Origin of the sequence: Agathobaculum sp. Marseille-P7918 (genome assembly GCF_964248325.1) — a bacterium.
Classification (GTDB): domain Bacteria; phylum Bacillota; class Clostridia; order Oscillospirales; family Butyricicoccaceae; genus Agathobaculum.
Genome location: NZ_CAXTXI010000004.1, coordinates 164932 through 183318, shown reverse-complemented (window position 1 = coordinate 183318; position 18387 = coordinate 164932). Strand labels below are relative to the sequence as shown.

General features: G+C 56.8%; 18 protein-coding genes. 8 read left to right on the top strand and 10 right to left on the bottom strand.

Annotated elements, in window-relative coordinates; translation table 11 throughout:
• Positions 1-17: 17 nt before the first annotated feature.
• The 7 genes from recJ to ACESSO_RS07790 form a co-directional block, all read right to left on the bottom strand.
• On the bottom strand, positions 18-2093 hold the full coding sequence (gene recJ / locus ACESSO_RS07820) for a single-stranded-DNA-specific exonuclease RecJ (RefSeq protein ID WP_373164480.1): 2076 nt from the start codon (positions 2091-2093) through the stop codon (positions 18-20).
• A 132-nt stretch (positions 2094-2225) separates the two neighbouring features.
• A complete protein-coding gene (gene uvrA / locus ACESSO_RS07815) occupies positions 2226-5072 on the bottom strand; it encodes an excinuclease ABC subunit UvrA (protein WP_373164479.1) in 2847 nt (948 codons plus the stop codon).
• Between the two features lie 22 nt (positions 5073-5094).
• A complete protein-coding gene (locus ACESSO_RS07810; RefSeq protein ID WP_373164478.1) occupies positions 5095-6288 on the bottom strand; it encodes a type I restriction enzyme HsdR N-terminal domain-containing protein in 1194 nt (397 codons plus the stop codon).
• A gap of 2 nt (positions 6289-6290) precedes the next feature.
• Positions 6291-7112, bottom strand: coding sequence for an MBL fold metallo-hydrolase (locus ACESSO_RS07805; protein WP_373164477.1), 822 nt, complete (start codon positions 7110-7112; stop codon positions 6291-6293).
• The gene (gene uvrB, locus ACESSO_RS07800) at positions 7109-9067 is read right to left on the bottom strand and encodes an excinuclease ABC subunit UvrB (protein ID WP_373164476.1); all 1959 of its coding nucleotides are present in this window, start codon (positions 9065-9067) and stop codon (positions 7109-7111) included. Before uvrB ends, ACESSO_RS07805 begins: the two co-directional genes overlap by 4 nt.
• Positions 9068-9070: 3 nt before the next feature.
• Positions 9071-9775: a RadC family protein gene (locus tag ACESSO_RS07795; protein WP_373164475.1), complete on the bottom strand. Its 705-nt coding sequence runs from the start codon at positions 9773-9775 to the stop codon at positions 9071-9073.
• Positions 9776-9796: 21 nt separating this feature from the next.
• Entirely contained in the window at positions 9797-10396 is a 600-nt protein-coding gene (locus ACESSO_RS07790; protein WP_373164474.1) for an N-acetyltransferase family protein, read from the bottom strand.
• A gap of 258 nt (positions 10397-10654) precedes the next feature.
• Here ACESSO_RS07790 and ACESSO_RS07785 point away from each other — a divergent pair, with 258 nt between their 5' ends.
• The 3 genes from ACESSO_RS07785 to ACESSO_RS07775 are packed head-to-tail and all read left to right on the top strand — an operon-like array spanning position 10655 to position 12265.
• Positions 10655-11209, top strand: coding sequence for a DUF4364 family protein (locus tag ACESSO_RS07785; protein ID WP_373164473.1), 555 nt, complete (start codon positions 10655-10657; stop codon positions 11207-11209).
• The gene (locus ACESSO_RS07780) at positions 11206-11583 is read left to right on the top strand and encodes a CidA/LrgA family protein (RefSeq protein WP_373164472.1); all 378 of its coding nucleotides are present in this window, start codon (positions 11206-11208) and stop codon (positions 11581-11583) included. The genes ACESSO_RS07785 and ACESSO_RS07780 overlap by 4 nt, the downstream gene beginning before the upstream one ends.
• Positions 11576-12265, top strand: coding sequence for an LrgB family protein (locus ACESSO_RS07775; protein ID WP_373164471.1), 690 nt, complete (start codon positions 11576-11578; stop codon positions 12263-12265). The genes ACESSO_RS07780 and ACESSO_RS07775 overlap by 8 nt, the downstream gene beginning before the upstream one ends.
• A gap of 90 nt (positions 12266-12355) precedes the next feature.
• Here the strand turns inward: ACESSO_RS07775 and ACESSO_RS07770 are convergent, their stop codons facing one another.
• The 3 genes from ACESSO_RS07770 to ACESSO_RS07760 all read right to left on the bottom strand — a co-directional run bounded on the left by ACESSO_RS07770 (position 12356) and on the right by ACESSO_RS07760 (position 15009).
• Positions 12356-12898 carry an NADH peroxidase gene (locus ACESSO_RS07770; protein ID WP_297275085.1) on the bottom strand — a complete coding sequence of 181 codons (543 nt, stop codon included), beginning with the start codon at positions 12896-12898 and terminating at the stop codon, positions 12356-12358.
• Positions 12899-12932: 34 nt separating this feature from the next.
• Positions 12933-13343: an Rrf2 family transcriptional regulator gene (locus ACESSO_RS07765; protein WP_297283994.1), complete on the bottom strand. Its 411-nt coding sequence runs from the start codon at positions 13341-13343 to the stop codon at positions 12933-12935.
• Positions 13344-13740: 397 nt separating this feature from the next.
• The gene (locus ACESSO_RS07760; protein WP_373164470.1) at positions 13741-15009 is read right to left on the bottom strand and encodes an O-acetylhomoserine aminocarboxypropyltransferase/cysteine synthase family protein; all 1269 of its coding nucleotides are present in this window, start codon (positions 15007-15009) and stop codon (positions 13741-13743) included.
• Between the two features lie 147 nt (positions 15010-15156).
• Between ACESSO_RS07760 and ACESSO_RS07755 the strand changes: the two genes are divergently transcribed.
• From ACESSO_RS07755 to ACESSO_RS07735, 5 genes are all read left to right on the top strand, one after another.
• Entirely contained in the window at positions 15157-15372 is a 216-nt protein-coding gene (locus tag ACESSO_RS07755) for a DUF896 domain-containing protein (RefSeq protein WP_373164469.1), read from the top strand.
• Positions 15365-16702, top strand: coding sequence for a CCA tRNA nucleotidyltransferase (locus ACESSO_RS07750; RefSeq protein WP_373164468.1), 1338 nt, complete (start codon positions 15365-15367; stop codon positions 16700-16702). The genes ACESSO_RS07755 and ACESSO_RS07750 overlap by 8 nt, the downstream gene beginning before the upstream one ends.
• Entirely contained in the window at positions 16692-17261 is a 570-nt protein-coding gene (locus ACESSO_RS07745; RefSeq protein WP_373164467.1) for a hydrolase, read from the top strand. Before ACESSO_RS07750 ends, ACESSO_RS07745 begins: the two co-directional genes overlap by 11 nt.
• A gap of 2 nt (positions 17262-17263) precedes the next feature.
• The gene (locus ACESSO_RS07740) at positions 17264-17671 is read left to right on the top strand and encodes a secondary thiamine-phosphate synthase enzyme YjbQ (protein ID WP_373164466.1); all 408 of its coding nucleotides are present in this window, start codon (positions 17264-17266) and stop codon (positions 17669-17671) included.
• A 98-nt stretch (positions 17672-17769) separates the two neighbouring features.
• Positions 17770-18312 carry a nitroreductase family protein gene (locus ACESSO_RS07735; RefSeq protein ID WP_373164465.1) on the top strand — a complete coding sequence of 181 codons (543 nt, stop codon included), beginning with the start codon at positions 17770-17772 and terminating at the stop codon, positions 18310-18312.
• The last annotated feature ends 75 nt before the right edge of the window (positions 18313-18387 follow it).

Sequence of the window (18387 nt, the reverse complement as noted above, 5' to 3'; positions counted from 1 at the left end):
TTCGTTCCCCCATTCCGTTAGCCCGCCATGCTTTGCAGCGTGGCCAGAACGACCGAACCGGATATATCCGCCTTACCCTCGTAAGGCTTAAGCAGGATGTTGAGCATCCCTTCCTTGAAATGATAACTGATCAGTCCGGACTCGGAAAACACATCCAGACACACAAACAGCTTGCCGATATTGATGTCGCGGCGGCTCTCCCACGCCACGCGGCGCGAAAGTGCGCCGTCCGGCACAGACAGGCGACCGTCCTCCGCGCGGCACACGATATGCCGCCACACCGCCACCAAATCCTTCCGGTCGGGCAGCAGCAGGCGCGCCTCGCGCGCGGTCAGCGGCCCATCGGCCATATAGGTATTGTACACATTGAGCAGCTTCTGGTCGGCCAGATGCTCGCAGTCGCTCAGCTGCGCGTCGCACAGCGTCAGCTGCACGGTGCGGCGGCCACGGAACTCGTTAATCTCCAGATGAAAAGCGGCGTCGACGTAGTTTCCCTCGACAAAGCCGAGTCCGCCTGCGCCTGTTCCAAACCAGATTGCGGAAAAGCGCACGCCGTCCTTGACCAGCATCATGCGCACATGCCGGTCGGACGAAATGGGCGTGATGTCCTCCGCCACCATGTCCTTCATGCAGAACACCGGCTCGACGTTGCGCATGCCGTACGGCTCGAGAACGTTCAGCGCTTCGATATTCTCCTCGGTCAGCCATTCGGGGCGCACCATGCAGTCAATGTGCAATTGCGGCACCAGCTCCGCCATGGTGACGTGGGCCTCGGCATAAGCGCGCAGCCGCTCGCGCAGCGCATCCACCTTATCCGCGTCGACGGTCAGGCCGGCGGCAAGCGCGTGCCCGCCGTAGCGCTCGAGCAGGTCCTCACACGAGGTCAGCGCATCAAACAGGTTAAACCCGCCCACCGAGCGGCCCGAGCCTTTGCCCGTGCCGTCCTCGTCAAGCGAAATCAGCACGACCGGACAGCCGTACCGGTCACACAGGCGCGAACAGACAATGCCGATTACGCCGTGATGCCAGCCTTTTTCCGCCAGCACGATGATTTTATCCTCCAGCGGATTGTATTCCTTGCGCAGACGGGCAAGCGCCTGCGTTAAAATCTGATTTTCCTCATTCTGCCGCAGCTTGTTCTGCTCGCAAAGCTGCGCAGCAAGCGCCTGCGCGCGCACCGGGTCATGCGTCAAAAACAGCTCGGCGGCAAGCTCCGCGCGTCCCATACGGCCCGCCGCGTTGATACGCGGGGCCAGCACAAAGCTGATGGTCGAGGAGGTCAGGCGTTTGTGCTTCATACCTGCCTCGCGCAGCAGCATTTCCAGACCGACATTGCCGGTTGCGGCCATTTTCTTCAGGCCCGCCGCCACGATAATACGGTTTTCGCCCGTAATGGGCATCACATCCGCGACCGTGCCCAGCGCCACCAAATCCGCATACCGCTCGAGTACGGTTTCCGCATTGCCCTCGAGCGCGCAGATCAGCTTGAACGCTACACCCACACCGGCAAGGCTGTCAAACGGGTAGGTGCAGTCCGACCGCTTGTAATCGACCACCGCATCCGCTGCGGGCAGCGCGTCGTGGCACTCATGGTGGTCGGTGATAACCACCTGCATGCCAAGCTCGCGCGCGACCGCGATCTCCTCGTCAGCGGTGATGCCAGAGTCGACCGTAATCAGCAGACGAGTCCCCTTCTCATACAATTCCTCCATCGCCGCGCGGGACAGACCATAGCCCTCGCGCAAGCGGTTGGGGATGTAATATTCGCAGGCCGCGCCGCAGCTGCGCAGATAATCCACCAGTGTGCAGGTGGCAGTCACACCATCCACGTCATAGTCACCGTATACCACAATATGCTCGCCGCGCGCGATTGCACCGCGTATTACCGCGACAGCTTTGTCCATATCCGCCAGCAGAAACGGGTCGTACAGGCCGGATGTATCACAGCTCAGATAATCGGCTGCGGCCTCGGGCGTGTCGATGCCGCGCGCCACCAGAACGGCTGCAGCCAGCGGGGCATACCCGCCCTCTTCCGACAGCGCACGCACGCGCGCCTCGGCAGGGTCGGCGATTACCCATCGCTTTGTTTTCATATGTCTCCCTCATTTATTTTATATTACCATTATTATACCAAAACGCGCCACAAAGCTCAACATTTTTATGCAAATTGTCAAAAGCGGGCATTTCACAGGGAAATGCCCGCTTTTTTCACGCAAAAAGCCGCTTTATTCTTCTGTTTTCGCCGCATTCTGCCGTTCCAACATCCGTCCGAGATACTGTCCGGTGTAGGAATCCGGGCAAGCCGCGACTTCCTCCGGCGTGCCGGCCACCACCAGACGGCCGCCGCCGTCGCCGCCCTCAGGACCGAGGTCGAGGATATAATCCGCGGTTTTGATAACGTCCAGATTGTGCTCGATGACGACCACGGTATTGCCCGCATCGACCAGCTTTTGCAGCACATCGACCAGTTTGTGCACATCCGCGACGTGCAGGCCGGTAGTCGGCTCATCGAGGATATAGATGGTCTTGCCGGTCGAGCGCTTGCTCAGCTCGGTGGCGAGCTTGGCGCGCTGCGCTTCGCCGCCCGACAACGTGGTGGAGGACTGGCCGAGCTTGACATACCCCAGACCGACCTCGCGCATGGTCTCCAACCGCCGTGCGATTTTGGGGACGTTAGCGAAAAACTCACACGCCTCGTCCACCGTCATATCAAGGACTTCATAGATGTTCTTGCCCTTGTAGCGCACCTCTAGCGTTTCCTTGTTATACCGCTTGCCCTTGCACACGTCGCAGGGCACGTACACATCCGGCAAAAAGTGCATCTCAATTTTGAGCAGGCCGTCGCCCGCGCAGGCCTCGCATCGTCCGCCCTTGACGTTGAAGGAAAAACGGCTCGGACCGTAGCCGCGCGCCTTGGCATCCGCCGTTTTGGCGAACAGGTCGCGAATGTCGTTGAATACGCCCGTGTAGGTCGCGGGGTTGGAACGCGGCGTGCGCCCGATGGGCGACTGGTTGATGTCGATGACCTTATCAAGATAGGAAAGGCCGATAAATTTATCGTGCGCGCCCGCACGCGTCTTGGCGCCGTTCAGTTCGGCAGCGAGCTTTTTGTAAAGAATCTCGTTGACAAACGAGGATTTTCCCGAGCCGGACACGCCGGTCACGCAGGTGAACGTCCCAAGCGGAATGGTAAAGTCCGTGTGCTTTAAGTTGTTAACCGCGCAGCCCTTAACCGTCAGTTTTTTGCCGTTGCCCTTGCGGCGCACCGCGGGCACCGGAATGCACTTGCGGCCGGAAAGGTACTGTCCAGTCAGCGAGGTTTCACATTGCAGCAAGTCATCCACCTTGCCCTCGAACACGACCTCGCCGCCGCCTCGTCCCGCGCCCGGACCGATGTCCACGATATAGTCAGCCGCAAGCATGGTGTCCTCGTCGTGCTCGACCACAATCAGCGTATTGCCAAGGTCGCGCAGACGTTTCAGGGTGGCAAGCAGCTTGTCATTGTCGCGCTGGTGCAGGCCGATGGACGGCTCATCCAGAATATACAGCACACCCATCAGCGAAGAGCCGATTTGGGTGGCAAGCCGGATGCGCTGGCTCTCACCGCCCGACAGCGTGCCGGACGAGCGCGAAAGTGTCAGGTATTCCAGTCCGACCGACTGCAAAAAGCCCAATCGGTCCATAATTTCTTTGATGACGCGGTCGCCGATTTTGTGCTGCATCTCGGTCAGCTGCAAGGTATGCAAAAATTCCATCGCCTTAACGACCGACTTTTCGGAAAACTCCGCGATATTCAGTCCGCCGACCGTGACCGCCAGCACCTCGGGCCGCAGACGGCGGCCGTGGCACGCGGGACAGGGAATTTCGCTCATGCACTCTTCGATTTCACTGCGTGCATAGTCGCTTGAAGTTTCCTTGTAGCGGCGTTCCAGATTGACCACAATGCCCTCGAACGGCTGGCGCATCACGCCGCCCGACACACGGCTGACCGACAGCTCCAGCGGCTCATCGCCTGTGCCGTACAGCAGCTCGTGCACCGCCGCGTCGCTCATCTCCTCGATTGGCGTGTCGAGCGTGAAGCCGTGCTTTTTGCCCAGCGCCGTGAAGTACATACCCGCAATCGTGCCTGGCTCGGCGCTGCCCCAGCCGGAGGCGCGGATGGCCCCCTTGCGGATGGACAGCTTGCGGTTGGGCAGAATGCGGTCCGGGTCGACGCGCATCTGCATGCCCAGTCCCGTACACACCGGACATGCGCCGTAGGGGTTGTTGAACGAGAACATGCGCGGGGTGAGTTCCTCGATGGAAATGCCGCAGTCCTCGCAGGCATAGTTCTGCGAAAAGGTGATCGGCTCGCCGCCGACCACGTCCGCAATCACCAGACCGCCCGACAGCGCCGCCGCGGTCTCGACCGAGTCGGTCAGACGGCTGCGCACATCCGCGCGAATCGAAATACGGTCGACAACAATCTCGATGTTGTGCTTTTTGGTCTTTTGCAGCTTAATCTCCTCGGACAGATCACGCATTTCGCCGTCCACCCGCACGCGGACATAGCCTTGCCGTCTGGCGTCCTCGAACACCTTGACATGCTCGCCTTTTTTGCCGCGGATGACCGGCGCGAGAATCTGCACGCGCGTTCTTTCCTCGAGCGTCATCAGCCGGTCGATGATTTGGTCGATGGTCTGCTGATGAATCTCCTTGCCGCACTTGGGACAATGCGGCGTGCCGATGCGCGCCCAAAGCAAACGCATGTAGTCGTAAATCTCCGTGACCGTGCCGACCGTTGAACGCGGGTTCTGCGAAGTGGTTTTCTGGTCAATCGAAATGGCGGGCGACAAACCGTCGATGTAATCCACGTCCGGCTTGTCCATCTGCCCCAAAAACTGCCGCGCGTAGCTGGACAGCGACTCGACATAGCGGCGCTGGCCCTCGGCATAAATGGTGTCGAACGCCAGCGACGACTTGCCCGAACCGGACAGACCGGTCAGCACGACCAGCTTGTCGCGCGGAATCTTGATATCGATGTTTTTCAGGTTGTGCTCACGCGCACCCTTGACATGAATATATTCGTGCATAATGTTTCGTTCTCACCTTATTTCATTTGTTACTAATTCTTTTATTTCTTCGAATCAAATATTCTCTGTACTCATCCCGTACTAAAGCATATGAAATCAGGTTTTCCATCAGCGTAACAACCGCGGCATCATCAAGATAAAACAACCTATCATTGATCAGTGTTCCCAGAACAATTTTGTTGTCAACCAAAATATCCGGATAACATTTTTCCAAGCCTTTTCTCAGTTCCTCGATCTTGCCGCTACCAATATTTCCTACACCAATTCGTCCTGAATGTGTCACTTGAAAACGATTGCCGTGACACAGTAAATTTTTATCCATAGATAATTGCAAAGAGTGATGTGAATGCGCACGCTCCTCTATTCCTACACACAAAATGGTACTAGTTCCAAAACAGTTAAAACCAAAACTAACAATAATTTTCTGTCGTTTATATCGAATTAGAAATGACCGATAAAGGCCATAATAACTTCCGCCGCTATGATTTCCAAACGAAAGTTCTCGGTTTCCCCAATCCTCCAGCACTTCAAACAGTCGGTACTGCCGTTTTGGCAATGTATGGGAAACATCCAATAAGCACTGCCGAAGGTTGATCATGAACGGTAGCATTTTCTTTGGCGTATCTTTGCCGAACTCATTAAGCCGATAGCATTCTTCAATTGCCTGCTCCCACTGTCCAAATGGCGCACGCACGAACGGTTCAGTCTGCTGCACCGGTTTAAACTTTCCTTGACACATTTCCACATAGGTTGGCAGTTTTTCCAGCCAAAGATAGACTTTCTTTTCCTCAACCCATTTACCAACGCGCATAGTCACGCCATTGGTCAAAAATATGTAATCACAGCCCATGCTATCCGCATAATCCATTGCCTGCTGCACAACCGGCTCGGTTAGCGCAACATATTCTGCTTTACATTCGACTACGGCGATTGGGTTGACCTCATTTTTCCGCTTGCGCTGACCTTCGATTACGATATCCGCACGGATATTGGAATCCACCTGATAATGCCGCATACTTTGCTCCAAACGAATGCAATAAAGCGGTACCTTCAGCTCCTGCTCTAAAAACCGAACCGTTTTCTGACGCACAACCTCTTCCGGTGTCAACTTCACCAACTTTTGGCGATAAGGATCCTTGATATATTTCTCGCCACCTAACAACACCGGCTTATGTAACTTGATCGCCTTATATTGTGCGCAAATATTAAAATTCATTTTCACACCTCAATGATACTGCCCGCAGACAGGAACGCGATGCGCGCACCGAGCGTTTCCCGCAGCACGTCATAGGCGTGCGGGCCGGTGCAGTGGCAGGTATAGTAGCGGCTGTTTGTGTCCGCAAGGCGTTCTGCAACCGCGCGGATATTCTCGTCCGGCTCACTTTTGCCGGTCGACGGGCTGAACAGGTGCATGCCGCCGATGACAACATCCGGATCGCGGCCGAGCAGTTCCTTCGCCCGCGCGCAAATGTTGACCACGCCCCGATGTGCGCAGCCCGTAAACAGCACTGCCTTATCCCCTTCACGCACGATCAGACTTTGCTCATGCAGAAAACGGTCGGGGACATACGCTCCGCTTTCCCGCTCGTACAGCGTGCGGTTGCCCGCAGGCACACAGTCCGTACCGGTGATATCGGAAAACAGGGTCAGCGTTTCATCTATCTGCGTCACTCCACTGACGCACCGCAGACGCGGATTCGCTGCCAGCGCCATGTCCAGACCGATGTCCTTGATACCCTCCGGCTTGTGGGAAAAGTGCGGCTCGAACGCCTTTTCGTGCACATAAACCGGCGCATGGTCGTTGATTGCCAGAAACGCCGTCAGTCCGCCGCCATGGTCGTAATGCCCATGCGAGACAAAGGCCATGTCCACCGCGGACAGGTCGATACCGAGCGTCTCCGCGTTTTTCAAAAACAAATCGGTCTGCCCCATATCAAACAGCAGCTTACGGCCGCCCGTTTCGATAAAAAAGCTCAGGCCGTGCTCGCAGGCAAAGTCCGGCGCGCACACGGTATCCTCCATGAGTGTGAAAATCCTCATTTTCCTTCCTCCAGCGCCCGAATCTGGTCACGCAGCTGCGCGGCAATCTCGAATTCCAGCATCTTGGCCGCTTCCTTCATCTGCTTTGTCAGGCGGGCAATCTCCTGCTGCCGCTCGCCCTTGGTGCGCAGCTTCTTTTTGCTGCTCGTCGGCACGTTGGACGTAATTTCGATAACGTCCTGCACCTTCTTTTTGACCGATTTCGGCGTAATGCCGTGTTTTTTGTTGAACGCGTCCTGCAAGGCGCGGCGGCGCTCGGTCTCGTCCATCGCGCGGCGCATCGAAGGCGTGATGCTGTCCGCATACAGCACGACCATACCGTGCTCATTACGCGCGGCGCGGCCGATGGTCTGGATGAGCGAGGTCTCGGAACGCAGGAAGCCTTCTTTATCCGCGTCGAGGATGGCGACGAGCGACACCTCCGGGATATCCAGACCCTCACGCAGCAGATTGATGCCGACCAGCACATCGAACACGCCTAGCCGCAGATCGCGCACCAGCTCTTGCCGTTCGATGGTTTTCACGTCATGGTGCATATAACGCACCTTGATGCCCGCGGTTTCCAGATAGCCGGTCAAATCCTCGGCCATCTTTTTGGTCAGCGTTGTCACCAGCACGCGCTCTCCCTTGGCGGTGCGCGTGTTGATTTCGCCAATCAGGTCGTCAATCTGTCCCTCGACCGGACGCACGACCACCTCCGGGTCGAGCAGGCCGGTCGGGCGGATGACCTGTTCCACCACCTGCCCCGAGCGCGACAGCTCATATTCGCCGGGCGTCGCGGAGACATAAACAATCTGGTTTAAGCGCTCGTTGAACTCTTCGAAGTTGAGCGGGCGGTTGTCATAAGCCGAGGGCAGACGAAAGCCGTTTTCGACCAAACTCTCCTTGCGGGCGCGGTCGCCGTGATACATGGCGCGCACCTGCGGCAGCGTGACATGGCTCTCGTCCACGATCAGCAAAAAATCCTCCGGAAAGTAGTCAATCAGGGTAAACGGGGCGCTGCCCGGCTCTCGGCGCGATAGCACGCGCGAATAGTTCTCGATGCCGCTGCAAAAGCCGATTTCCTGCAACATTTCGATATCGTACCGCGTGCGCTGCCCGATGCGCTGCGCCTCAATCAGCTTGCCGTTCTCCTCAAAATATTGGATGCGCTGCTCCAGCTCTTCCTCCAAATCTTTGATGGCAGCCTGCAATTTATCCTTGGGCGTGACATAGTGGCTGGCGGGGAAAATGGCCGTGTGTCCGAGTTCTCCCAGCACCACGCCGGTGAGCGGATTGATGCGGCTGATACGGTCAACCTCATCCCCAAAAAACTCGATGCGCACCACGTCCTCATCCGAATATACCGGCCAAATCTCTACCGTATCGCCACGCACGCGGAAGCGGTTGCGCTCGAAGGCGATGTCGTTGCGCTCATACTGAATGTCAATGAGCCGGTGAATCAGTGTTTCGCGGCTGATTTCCATACCGGGACGCAGCGAAATAACCATCTTCTTATAATCTATCGGGTCGCCCAGCGAATAAATACACGACACAGACGAGACGATAATCACGTCCCGCCGCTCGGAGAGCGCCGAGGTCGCAGAGTGGCGCAGGCGGTCGATTTCATCGTTGATGGCCGAATCCTTTTCGATATAAGTGTCGGTCGAGGCGATATATGCCTCGGGCTGATAATAGTCATAATAAGAGACAAAATACTCAACCGCGTTATCCGGAAAAAACTCCCGCAGCTCGGTACACAGCTGCGCGGCGAGCGTTTTGTTATGCGCAAGCACCAGCGTCGGCCGCTGGGTCTGCTCGATGATGTTGGCCATGGTGAAGGTCTTGCCCGAACCGGTCACACCCATCAGAGTCTGCTCGGTCAGGCCATTATTGATACCCTCAACCAGCTTTGCGACCGCTTCCGGCTGATCGCCCGCCATTTTATACGGACTTACAATGTGAAAATCCGGCATATTCTACCTCCTCTGTCCCATCTGACCGGCGCGCAGCCTGCAAATGGATATGTATTTTCCGCGGGCGACCACGCAGTGATCAACCAGCTGCAATCCCAGTCCCGACAGGGTCTGCTCCAGCCGCCGCGTAGCAAGCATATCCGCTTCGGACGGTGTCGCCGTCCCGTTCGGGTGATTGTGTGCAACCGCAACGCCTGCCGCATGACAAATCAGCGCGCCGCTTGCGATTTTGTAAGCGTCCACCGGCACATGTGCGTGCCCGCCGCGGGCAATTTCCTCGCACTTGATGACGCGCCCTGTCCCGTCCAGATAGGCGGCGAGCAGCACCTCATCCTGTTCTCCCGCAAACTGCGGCATGAAATACTCTCCGATTTTTTCATAGCTGTTGAGCTTATCACTGTGCCGCTCGCTCTTGGCCACGTCCTGCTGATATCGCGCGCACAGTGCAAACGACAGCTTGAGCAGGTCGGCCGAGCGCGGCCCGATGCCCTGTACCTCGCAAAGCTGCTCGACCGGCGCTTCCAGCACCGCATGCAGCGAACCGAAACGTTCCAGCAGCCGGTGCGCGGTCGGGTTGGTATCCACACGCGGAATAGCGAAAAACAGCAGAAGCTCGAGCACTTCATGGTCGCTGAACACATCCAGCCCGAAGCGGCGGAACTTTTCCATCACGCGCTCCCGATGGTTTTGATGCAGTTTATCCGCCATGCGCCCGACCTCCTTTGCGTTTTACAGATGAATGCGCTGCTCCGCCTGCCGCAGCGCGCGGGCGACCAGCGGACTGTCCTTGATTTCGGGGAACGGGACGGTCGGCTGCGGTTCGCCCTCATGCGGACGCAGGCTTTTGCCCATCCACAGCACATCCCGCCACTGACCGAACTTGTACATACTCTCCTGATATGCACCCGAGATGATAAAGCCCATCGCCTTATGGAACTTCATTGAGCGCTCGTTGGGCGAAGTAATGCCAACATAGATGTTATAGTATCCCTGCATGGCAAGCAGCTCAAACAGCGCCGCGTAAATCGCGCCGGCAATGCCGTGGCGATGCCACTCCTGCGCGACATAAATCGACGTCTCGACCGACCACTGATACGCCGCGCGGGTACGGTGAGGCGAAGCATAACCGTAGCCGACCACTTCCCCGTCTACCGTGCACACCAGCCACGGCAGACGCTGGCCATAAGTGCGCATGCGCCCGAGAAATTCCTCCAGCGACGGCGGCGCGTACTCGCTCGACACCGTGGTTTGAATTACATACGGCGCATACAGCGCCAGCATATCGGCCGCATCCTGTTCGGTTGCGACGCGCAAAACGACTTCCGGCATAGTATTTCTCTCCCGTTGCGATAGTTTCCGTCTTTTCATTATACCGCGCGCGCCCTTGTTGTTCAACCGATTTTTACCGTCCTCGCCGCCAAAAATCGTACATGCGTTCGCCTGTTCTTTGTGCGCTTTTCCGTCAAAAACAAACAAACACAAACCGCTTGGACGCCCGCATCCTTGTCCGCTCAGCCGATTGCTTTTTCTTGCTTTTTGGGGTATACTACTTTAAGCGATTTTGTCAACAGAGGAGGCTTGCGCATTATGGTCCGTCACGGTTTTATCCATTCCAAAGAGGATATCAAATTTCTCATTCTGTTTTCTATGGATTTGCTGCCCTTTCCGGTCAATTTCAGCACGGTTGTGGACCTGACGACCTGGTGCGATGAAGGCTTCGGTTACTTTGAGCTGAGCGAAGCCTTTTATGAGATGGTGCCGACCGGCCACATCGAAGAGGTCCCCGGCGATGGGGAACCCGCCTACCGCATTACTGACAAAGGCCGCGAAGCCATCCGCGTGTTTGAAAAGCAGCTTCCCTATCCGGTGCGCGAAGCCGCACAGCGCTCCGCGCTGCGTGTCGTGCGCCAAATCCGCCGGGACGCTGCGATTCATACGACGGTGACCGAGCGCGCCGCAAACGACCTGACCATTCGCATGGAAATGGAGCAGGTGTTCGCTATCGAGATGGATGTGGTCAGCCGCGGACAGGCCGCGATGCTTGAGCGCACCTTCAAAACCAACGCGGAGGCGATCTACCAGACCCTTCTGGGCGCCATGACCGCAGACTACGAAACCGAGAAAGAAGACGAAACCCCTTGAACTACATTCGGCAACTGGGCGTCCTGATCGCCTGCTGCGTCGCAGGCGACGCGCTATCCATCCTCCTGCACGGCGCGCTGCCCGGCAATGTGCTCGGACTGACACTGCTGCTTCTGCTATTGATTTTCGGCCCGGTCCGTATGGACCATGTCGAGCATTCCGCAGATTTTCTGCTGCAAAACATGGCGTTTTTCTTCTTGCCCGCCTGCTTGGGCGTGCTGGAGATTTTCGCGCAGATCAAGAACGAAATTCTGGCTATGCTTGCGGTATGCGTGCTGACCACGCTTTGCACCGCCGCGGCCACTGCGCTCACCGTGCACATCGTGTTCCGTTTACAGCACCGTGAGAGTGAGGAGGCGTTTGACCATGACTAACCTGCTTTCCTCCTCCACCTTCTGGATGGCATTATCCATCGCCTGCTATGCACTGGGCGTTAAAATCCAGCAGAAAACCGGCTCGCCGCTGTGCAATCCGCTGCTGATCTCCGCCATACTGGTGGGGACGCTGCTGGTGGTGACCGGCACCTCCTATCAAACATACGAAAGCGCCGGTCAGCTGATTTCCTTTTTCCTGACCCCGGCGACTGTAGCGCTCGCCGTGCCGATTTACCGCAAGCTGGATGTGCTGAAAGAGAATCTAATTCCCATTCTGGCCGGCGCCTTGGTCGGTTCGCTGACATCCATCCTGAGTGTGCTGTTATTCTCCCGGCTGTTCGGCTTGTCCGACGCGACAACCCGTTCGCTGGTTCCCAAATCGGTCACCACGCCGATTGGCGTTGCACTTTCCGAGATGCTGGGCGGTCTGTCATCAATCACTGCGATTGCCGTGGTATTCACCGGCATCGTGGGCGCCATCTTGCTGCCGACTTTCCTCAAGTGCATCGGCGTGCGCAACGCCGTGCAGATGGGCCTGTCCATCGGCACCGCTGCCCACGCGGTCGGCACCTCGCGTGCCATTGAACTGGGCGAAACCGAAGGCGCGATGAGCGGCCTTGCCATTGGTGTGGCCGGTCTGCTGACTGCATTACTCGTGTCGGTCGGTTCGGCATTTTTCTAACGATATGAAAAGCGGTCTGCACCGGCAGGCCGCTTTTTTTCTGCAAAAAAGAAGGAACCGGAAATTCCGGTTCCTTCCTGACAGCTTCTCTTAGCCGAAGTAACGCTGCAGCAGGCCCTCGAAAGCCTTGCCGTGGCGAGCCTCGTCGCGAGCCATCTCATGTACAGTGTCATGGATTGCATCCAGATTGAGCGCCTTAGCGCGCTTTGCCAGGTCGAACTTACCAGCGGTAGCGCCGTTCTCAGCCTCAACACGCATCTCGAGGTTCTTCTTGGTAGAGTCGGTTACGACTTCGCCCAGCAGTTCCGCAAACTTGGAAGCATGCTCCGCTTCCTCGTAAGCAGCCTTCTCCCAGTACAGGCCGATTTCCGGATAACCCTCGCGGTGTGCAACGCGAGCCATTGCCAGATACATGCCAACCTCAGTGCACTCGCCCTCGAAGTTCGCACGCAGATCCTTCATGATGTCTTCCGGAGCGCCCTGTGCTACGCCGACAACGTGCTCAGCCGCCCAGGTCTTCTCGCCGGACTGCTCCTTGAACTTCTCAGCCGGAGCGTGGCAAACCGGGCACTCAGCCGGAGCTGCTTCGCCTTCGTAAACATAACCGCATACGGAACAAACAAACTTCTTCATGATTTTTTCCTCCTAATATCCTTTTTGAATGATTTTATTTTGGGGACGGAAGAAAACGATCCATCGTAATGGAACAAAGCTGCTCCCGCAGAGACCGGTTGATCTCGGAGAACACGCGATGAAAATCGCATTCCTTCCGGTTGCCTACACGAGTACACTGAAATTCATTGGCCAGGCAGTGGTTGATTGCAATCGGCCCGTCAATGCATTCAATGATCTCACCAAGAGAGATTTCCGAAGGCAGCCGATTGAGTTCGTACCCGCCTGCCACGCCCTTGTAGGACTTGGTGATACCGGACTGGGTCAGCTTGCGCAAAATCTTGAGTGCGAAGCGCAGCGTTACACCTGCCGACTCTGCCACATCTTTTGCACACTGCTTGCCCCCTGCCAGCGCCAGGCAATAGGTCACGCGGATTGCATAATCCGCTTCATGTGTGATTCTCAAGTCGTTCCTTCCTTTCTCTAATTGGAACATCATCAGTATAGTATTGTTCCGCGAAATTGTCAATAGTATTTTATGAAATTTAATAGATTTTTTTATTTGATATAAATTATCAATAAGTTCATTTATTTCATTCTTTTTTATATTGGGCAAAATGCTACTCAATAGGGTCAGTATATCATATATTCGAGTAAATGTCTATGAATTTTCCGGCTATATACCACTTTCACGCGTGTATAAACCGTTAAAATTTTTTCCAATCGAATGAACCAAATAATTCCATCTATTCTTTTTTTCGGAACGCTCTCTGCCGCGCCATACTAATATATAAAAGCAGGCCGCATGCTGCGGCCTGCTTTTATATCCTATATTCTTTTCAAAACAGCCAACCGGCCTGCGCTCAGTCCAGCTGCGCCAGCGCCTGATCGATATCGGCAATGATATCCTCGACATTCTCCAGGCCGACCGACAGACGCACCAGCCCCGGCTCAATGCCCGCGGCAACCAGCTGCTCGTCAGTCAGCTGGCGATGGGTTTCGGATGCCGGATGCAGCACACAGGTGCGGATATCCGCAACATGCACCTCGTTGCAGGCCAGCTTTACGCTGTCCATGAACTTCATCGCAGGAGCGCGGCCACCCTTGATATCAATGCTCATGACGCCCGAAGTGCCCAGCGGCAGATACTTCTGCGCGCGCTCGTAATGCTCGTTGCCCGGCAGAGCGGGATAACGAACAGAGAGGATCTTATCCGACTTTTCCAGATGCTTTGCAACCGTCAGTGCGTTCTCGCAGTACTGCTTCATGCGCACGGGCAGGGTTTCCAGACCAAGATTGAGCAGAAATGCAGAGTGCGCCGCCGGATAGCAGCCGAAATCACGCATGAGCTGCATACGCGCCTTGATAATGTAAGCAATGTTGCCGAAGTCGCGGGTATAAACGACGCCGTGATAGCTTTCGTCCGGCTCGGTGAAATCCGGGAACTTGCCCGAAGCCGCCCAGTCAAACTTGCCGCTGTCCACAATCACGCCGCCGCCCTGTACGGCATGGCCGTCCATGTACTTGGTGGTTGAGTGGATAACGATATCCGCGCCCCACTTGAACGGGCGGCACAGGATCGGGGTGGCAAACGTATTATCCACAATCAGCGGCACACCGTTTTTGTGCGCAATGTTCGCCCACTTTTCAATGTCGAACACAGTCAGTGCCGGATTTGCCAGTGTTTCACCGAACACCGCCTTGGTGTTATCCTTGAACAGCTTCTGAATCTCCTCCTCGGAGGCTTCCGCATCCGCCCAGATGCACTCAATGCCGAGTTTCTTGAGCGTTACGCCGAACAGGTTAATCGTGCCGCCGTAGATGGTGGAAACGGCGATGAAGCTGTCGCCCGCCGAGCACAGGTTGAGAATGGACAGCAGGCTGGCCGCCTGACCGGACGAGGTCAGCATCGCAGCTGCGCCGCCTTCCAGCGCGGCGATTTTCTTCTCAACCGCGTCGCAGGTCGGATTGGCAAAGCGCGAATACATATACTCGGTCGGCATATCGAACAGGCCCGCAATGTGTGCGGTCGAATCGAAGCGATAGGTGGTGGACTGGACGATGGGCATCACACCCGGACCGCCGTTTTCGGGCTTGTAGCCCTCATGCAGGCATTTGGTTTCAATTTTCATCTATAAAACTCCTTTGCAGGGATTTTTGATACAAGAGTATTGTATCACGCTGGGAAAAGTCGGTCAAGCATGCACATCCTTCGCTCGACTTTGCGCGCGCCGTTTGCTATAATAAGGACACATTCAATTTGATGGAGGAATACGGTTATGACCGATGAAAAAATTGCGCGCATCAATGCGCTTGCCAAAAAAGCCAAGAACGAGGGACTGACCGACGAGGAAAAAGCCGAGCAGCAGGCGCTGCGCGCGGAATATGTGGCAGGCTTTCGCCAGAGCCTGAAATCTCAGCTGGACAACACCGTGGTAATCAACCCGGACGGCACATCCTATAAGCTGCATCAGAAAGAGGAAAACCGTGATTGATCTGCCCGCACACGCTGCACGCGCCATCACGCTGCTGGAGGACGCGGGATATGAAACATGGGCAGTCGGCGGCTGCGTGCGCGACAGTCTGCGCGGCGCTGAGCCGCACGACTGGGATTTGTGCACAGCGGCAAAGCCTGCCGAGATGCAGGCGGTTTTCGCGGGAGAACGGGTGCTCGAAACCGGCCTCAAGCACGGCACGCTGACTGTACTGACAGGCAGCGGCCCGCTGGAAATCACTTCCTTCCGCGCGGACGGCGGCTATTCGGACGGACGGCATCCGGACGGGGTTCGTTTTGTCCCCGACGTGACCGCCGACCTTGCGCGGCGGGATTTCACCGTCGGCGCGATGGCGTGGCATCCGCAGCGCGGCCTGTGCGACCCGTTTCGCGGGCTGGATGATTTGCAGGATGGCATACTGCGCGCCGTGGGCGACCCGGACGCACGCTTTCAGGAGGACGCGCTGCGCATTTTGCGCGGCGTACGTTTTGCGTCGCAGCTGGGCTTTACGGTCGAAACCGAAACCGCTGCCGCGATGCGGCGGCAGGTCGGGCGATTGTCCTGCATCGCGGCCGAACGCATCCGCGAAGAGCTGACCGGCATGCTGTGCGGCCGGTTTGCGATACGCGCGCTGCGGGACTTTTCCGACATTTTAACGGCAGTGCTGCCCGAGCTTGCCCCGATGGTGGGCTGCGCGCAGCAAAACCCTTACCATCTATATGACGTTTGGGAGCACAGTGCCCGCGCGGTGGGGCAGGCGCCCGCCGAACCCTGTTTGCGTTGGGCAATGCTGCTGCACGACTGCGGCAAACCCGCCTGCAAAACCGTGGATGAAAACGGCGTCGGCCATTTTTACGGCCACCCCAAGGTGAGCCGCGATATCGCGGCATCGCTTTTGCGCCGCCTGCGCTTTTCCGGCGAACAGACGGCACGCATCCTGCTGCTGGTCGAGCAGCATGACCGCCCGCTGGGCGACAGCGACAAGCTGGTGCGCCGCCGTCTGGTGCAAATCGGGGAGGGCCGCTTCCGCGACCTGCTGGCAATCAAAAAGGGCGATGCGGTCGGACAGGGGACGCACCCGGAAAACGTGGCGGAACTATGGGAAACCGAACGGCGGCTGAACGAAGTGCTCGCGCAGGACGCCTGCCTGTCGCTGCGGCAGCTCGCGGTGAACGGAGACGATATGACCGCACTGGGCCTGCACGGCCCTGCGGTCGGAGAAATGCTGCACAGACTGCTCGACGCCGTTGTGGACGGCACGCTGGACAACACGCAGCAGGCGCTGTTGGCCTTTGCCCGCGCCCGAATGGAGGAACAAAATGACCAATAAAGACCTGTTTATCGAAACCTATCAGAAAAACATCCATCGGCCGGGCGCGGATAAGCTGCTCGCATGGATGGAGACGACCGACTTTTTCACCGCGCCTGCGTCCACCCGCTTTCACGCGGCCTACGAGGGCGGTCTGCTTGACCACTCGCTGAACGTCTATAATGTGCTGATTTCCAAGCATTACAACCCGGAAACCGACAACCTGGAGAGTTTCACGCTTGTCTCGCTGCTGCACGACCTGTGCAAAGCGGGCTTTTACAAGACTGAGCTTCGCAACCGCAAAAACGACCACGGCGAATGGGAAAAGGTGCCGGTCTATGCCGTTGATGACCAGTTCCCTTACGGCCACGGCGAAAAATCAGTCTACCTCATCGAGCGTTTTCTGCGTCTGAAAACCGAGGAGGCCATGGCGGTACGCTGGCACATGGGTGGGTTTGACGATTCGGTGCGCGGCGGCAGCTTTGCACTGGCGCATGCGTATGAGAAATACCCGCTTGCGGTCAAGCTGCATCTGTCCGACCTGGAAGCGACCTATCTGCACGAGAACAGGAGTGAATGAGCATGAAAGCTAAGGAATTTACCCTGCGCACCGACCGCGAGGGCATGTATAACGTGACCGCCAGCCTGCGGGAAGTCATTCGGGACAGCGGCGTACAGAGCGGCCTTGCGGTTGTCTACTGTCCGCACACGACGGCCGGCATCACCATCAACGAAAACGCCGACCCGGACGTGCAGCACGACCTGCTGCTCGGCTGGGCCGCGGCATTCCCCGACCGGCCGCAGTTTCTCCACGCGGAGGGCAACTCGGCCGCGCACCTCAAAGCAAGCTGCGTCGGTGCCAGCCAGACCGTACTGATTGAAGACGGCCGTCCGCTGCTCGGCACATGGCAGGGCGTCTACTTCTGCGAATTTGACGGCCCGCGCACCCGCCGGTATTGCATCAAGGTGCTGGAAGACAGCAGGGAATAATTGTTTTATTTTGGTTATGTTTTTGTGATATTTAGTTGCATATACGGTGTACTTTTGGTACAATGAATTCATCCAAACAGCAAAAGGAGTCAACGCATATGGAAGCATTGGAATGTATCAAAACGCGCCGCAGCATCCGCAAATTCACCGAACAGCCGGTTGAGCGAGCGCTGATAGAGCAAATCGTCGCAGCGGCGGCATATGCGCCGAGCTGGAAGAACACACAAATCACACGCTATACCGTGGTCACAGATTGCGAGAAAAAGCAGCAGCTGGCAGACGAATGCATGATGGATTTTGCATTCAACCAGAAAACGACATTGCACGCCCCGGCGCTGGTTGTTCTTACTACGATAACCGGTCGTTCGGGTTATGAGCGAGACGGCTCGTTCTCCACCTCGCAGGGCACACACTGGCAATCGTTTGACGCGGGCGTTGCCGCGCAAACCTTCTGTCTGGCGGCCCATGCGCTGGGACTCGGTACGGTTATCATGGGTATTTTTGACGAAAACAAGGTGCGCAGCGTGTTGGAGCTGCCCGAGGAGCAGTCCGTCGCCGCACTAATTGCTATTGGCCATCCGGCAGAGCAGCCGGTCTGCCCCAAGCGCAAGGATGTGGAAACCCTGCTGCACTTTGTATGATTGGCCGAACGGAAAGTGTCCTCTCCATGCCATAGGATGGGACCGCTATACGGCGCTTTTTGTTGTGGAAACAGG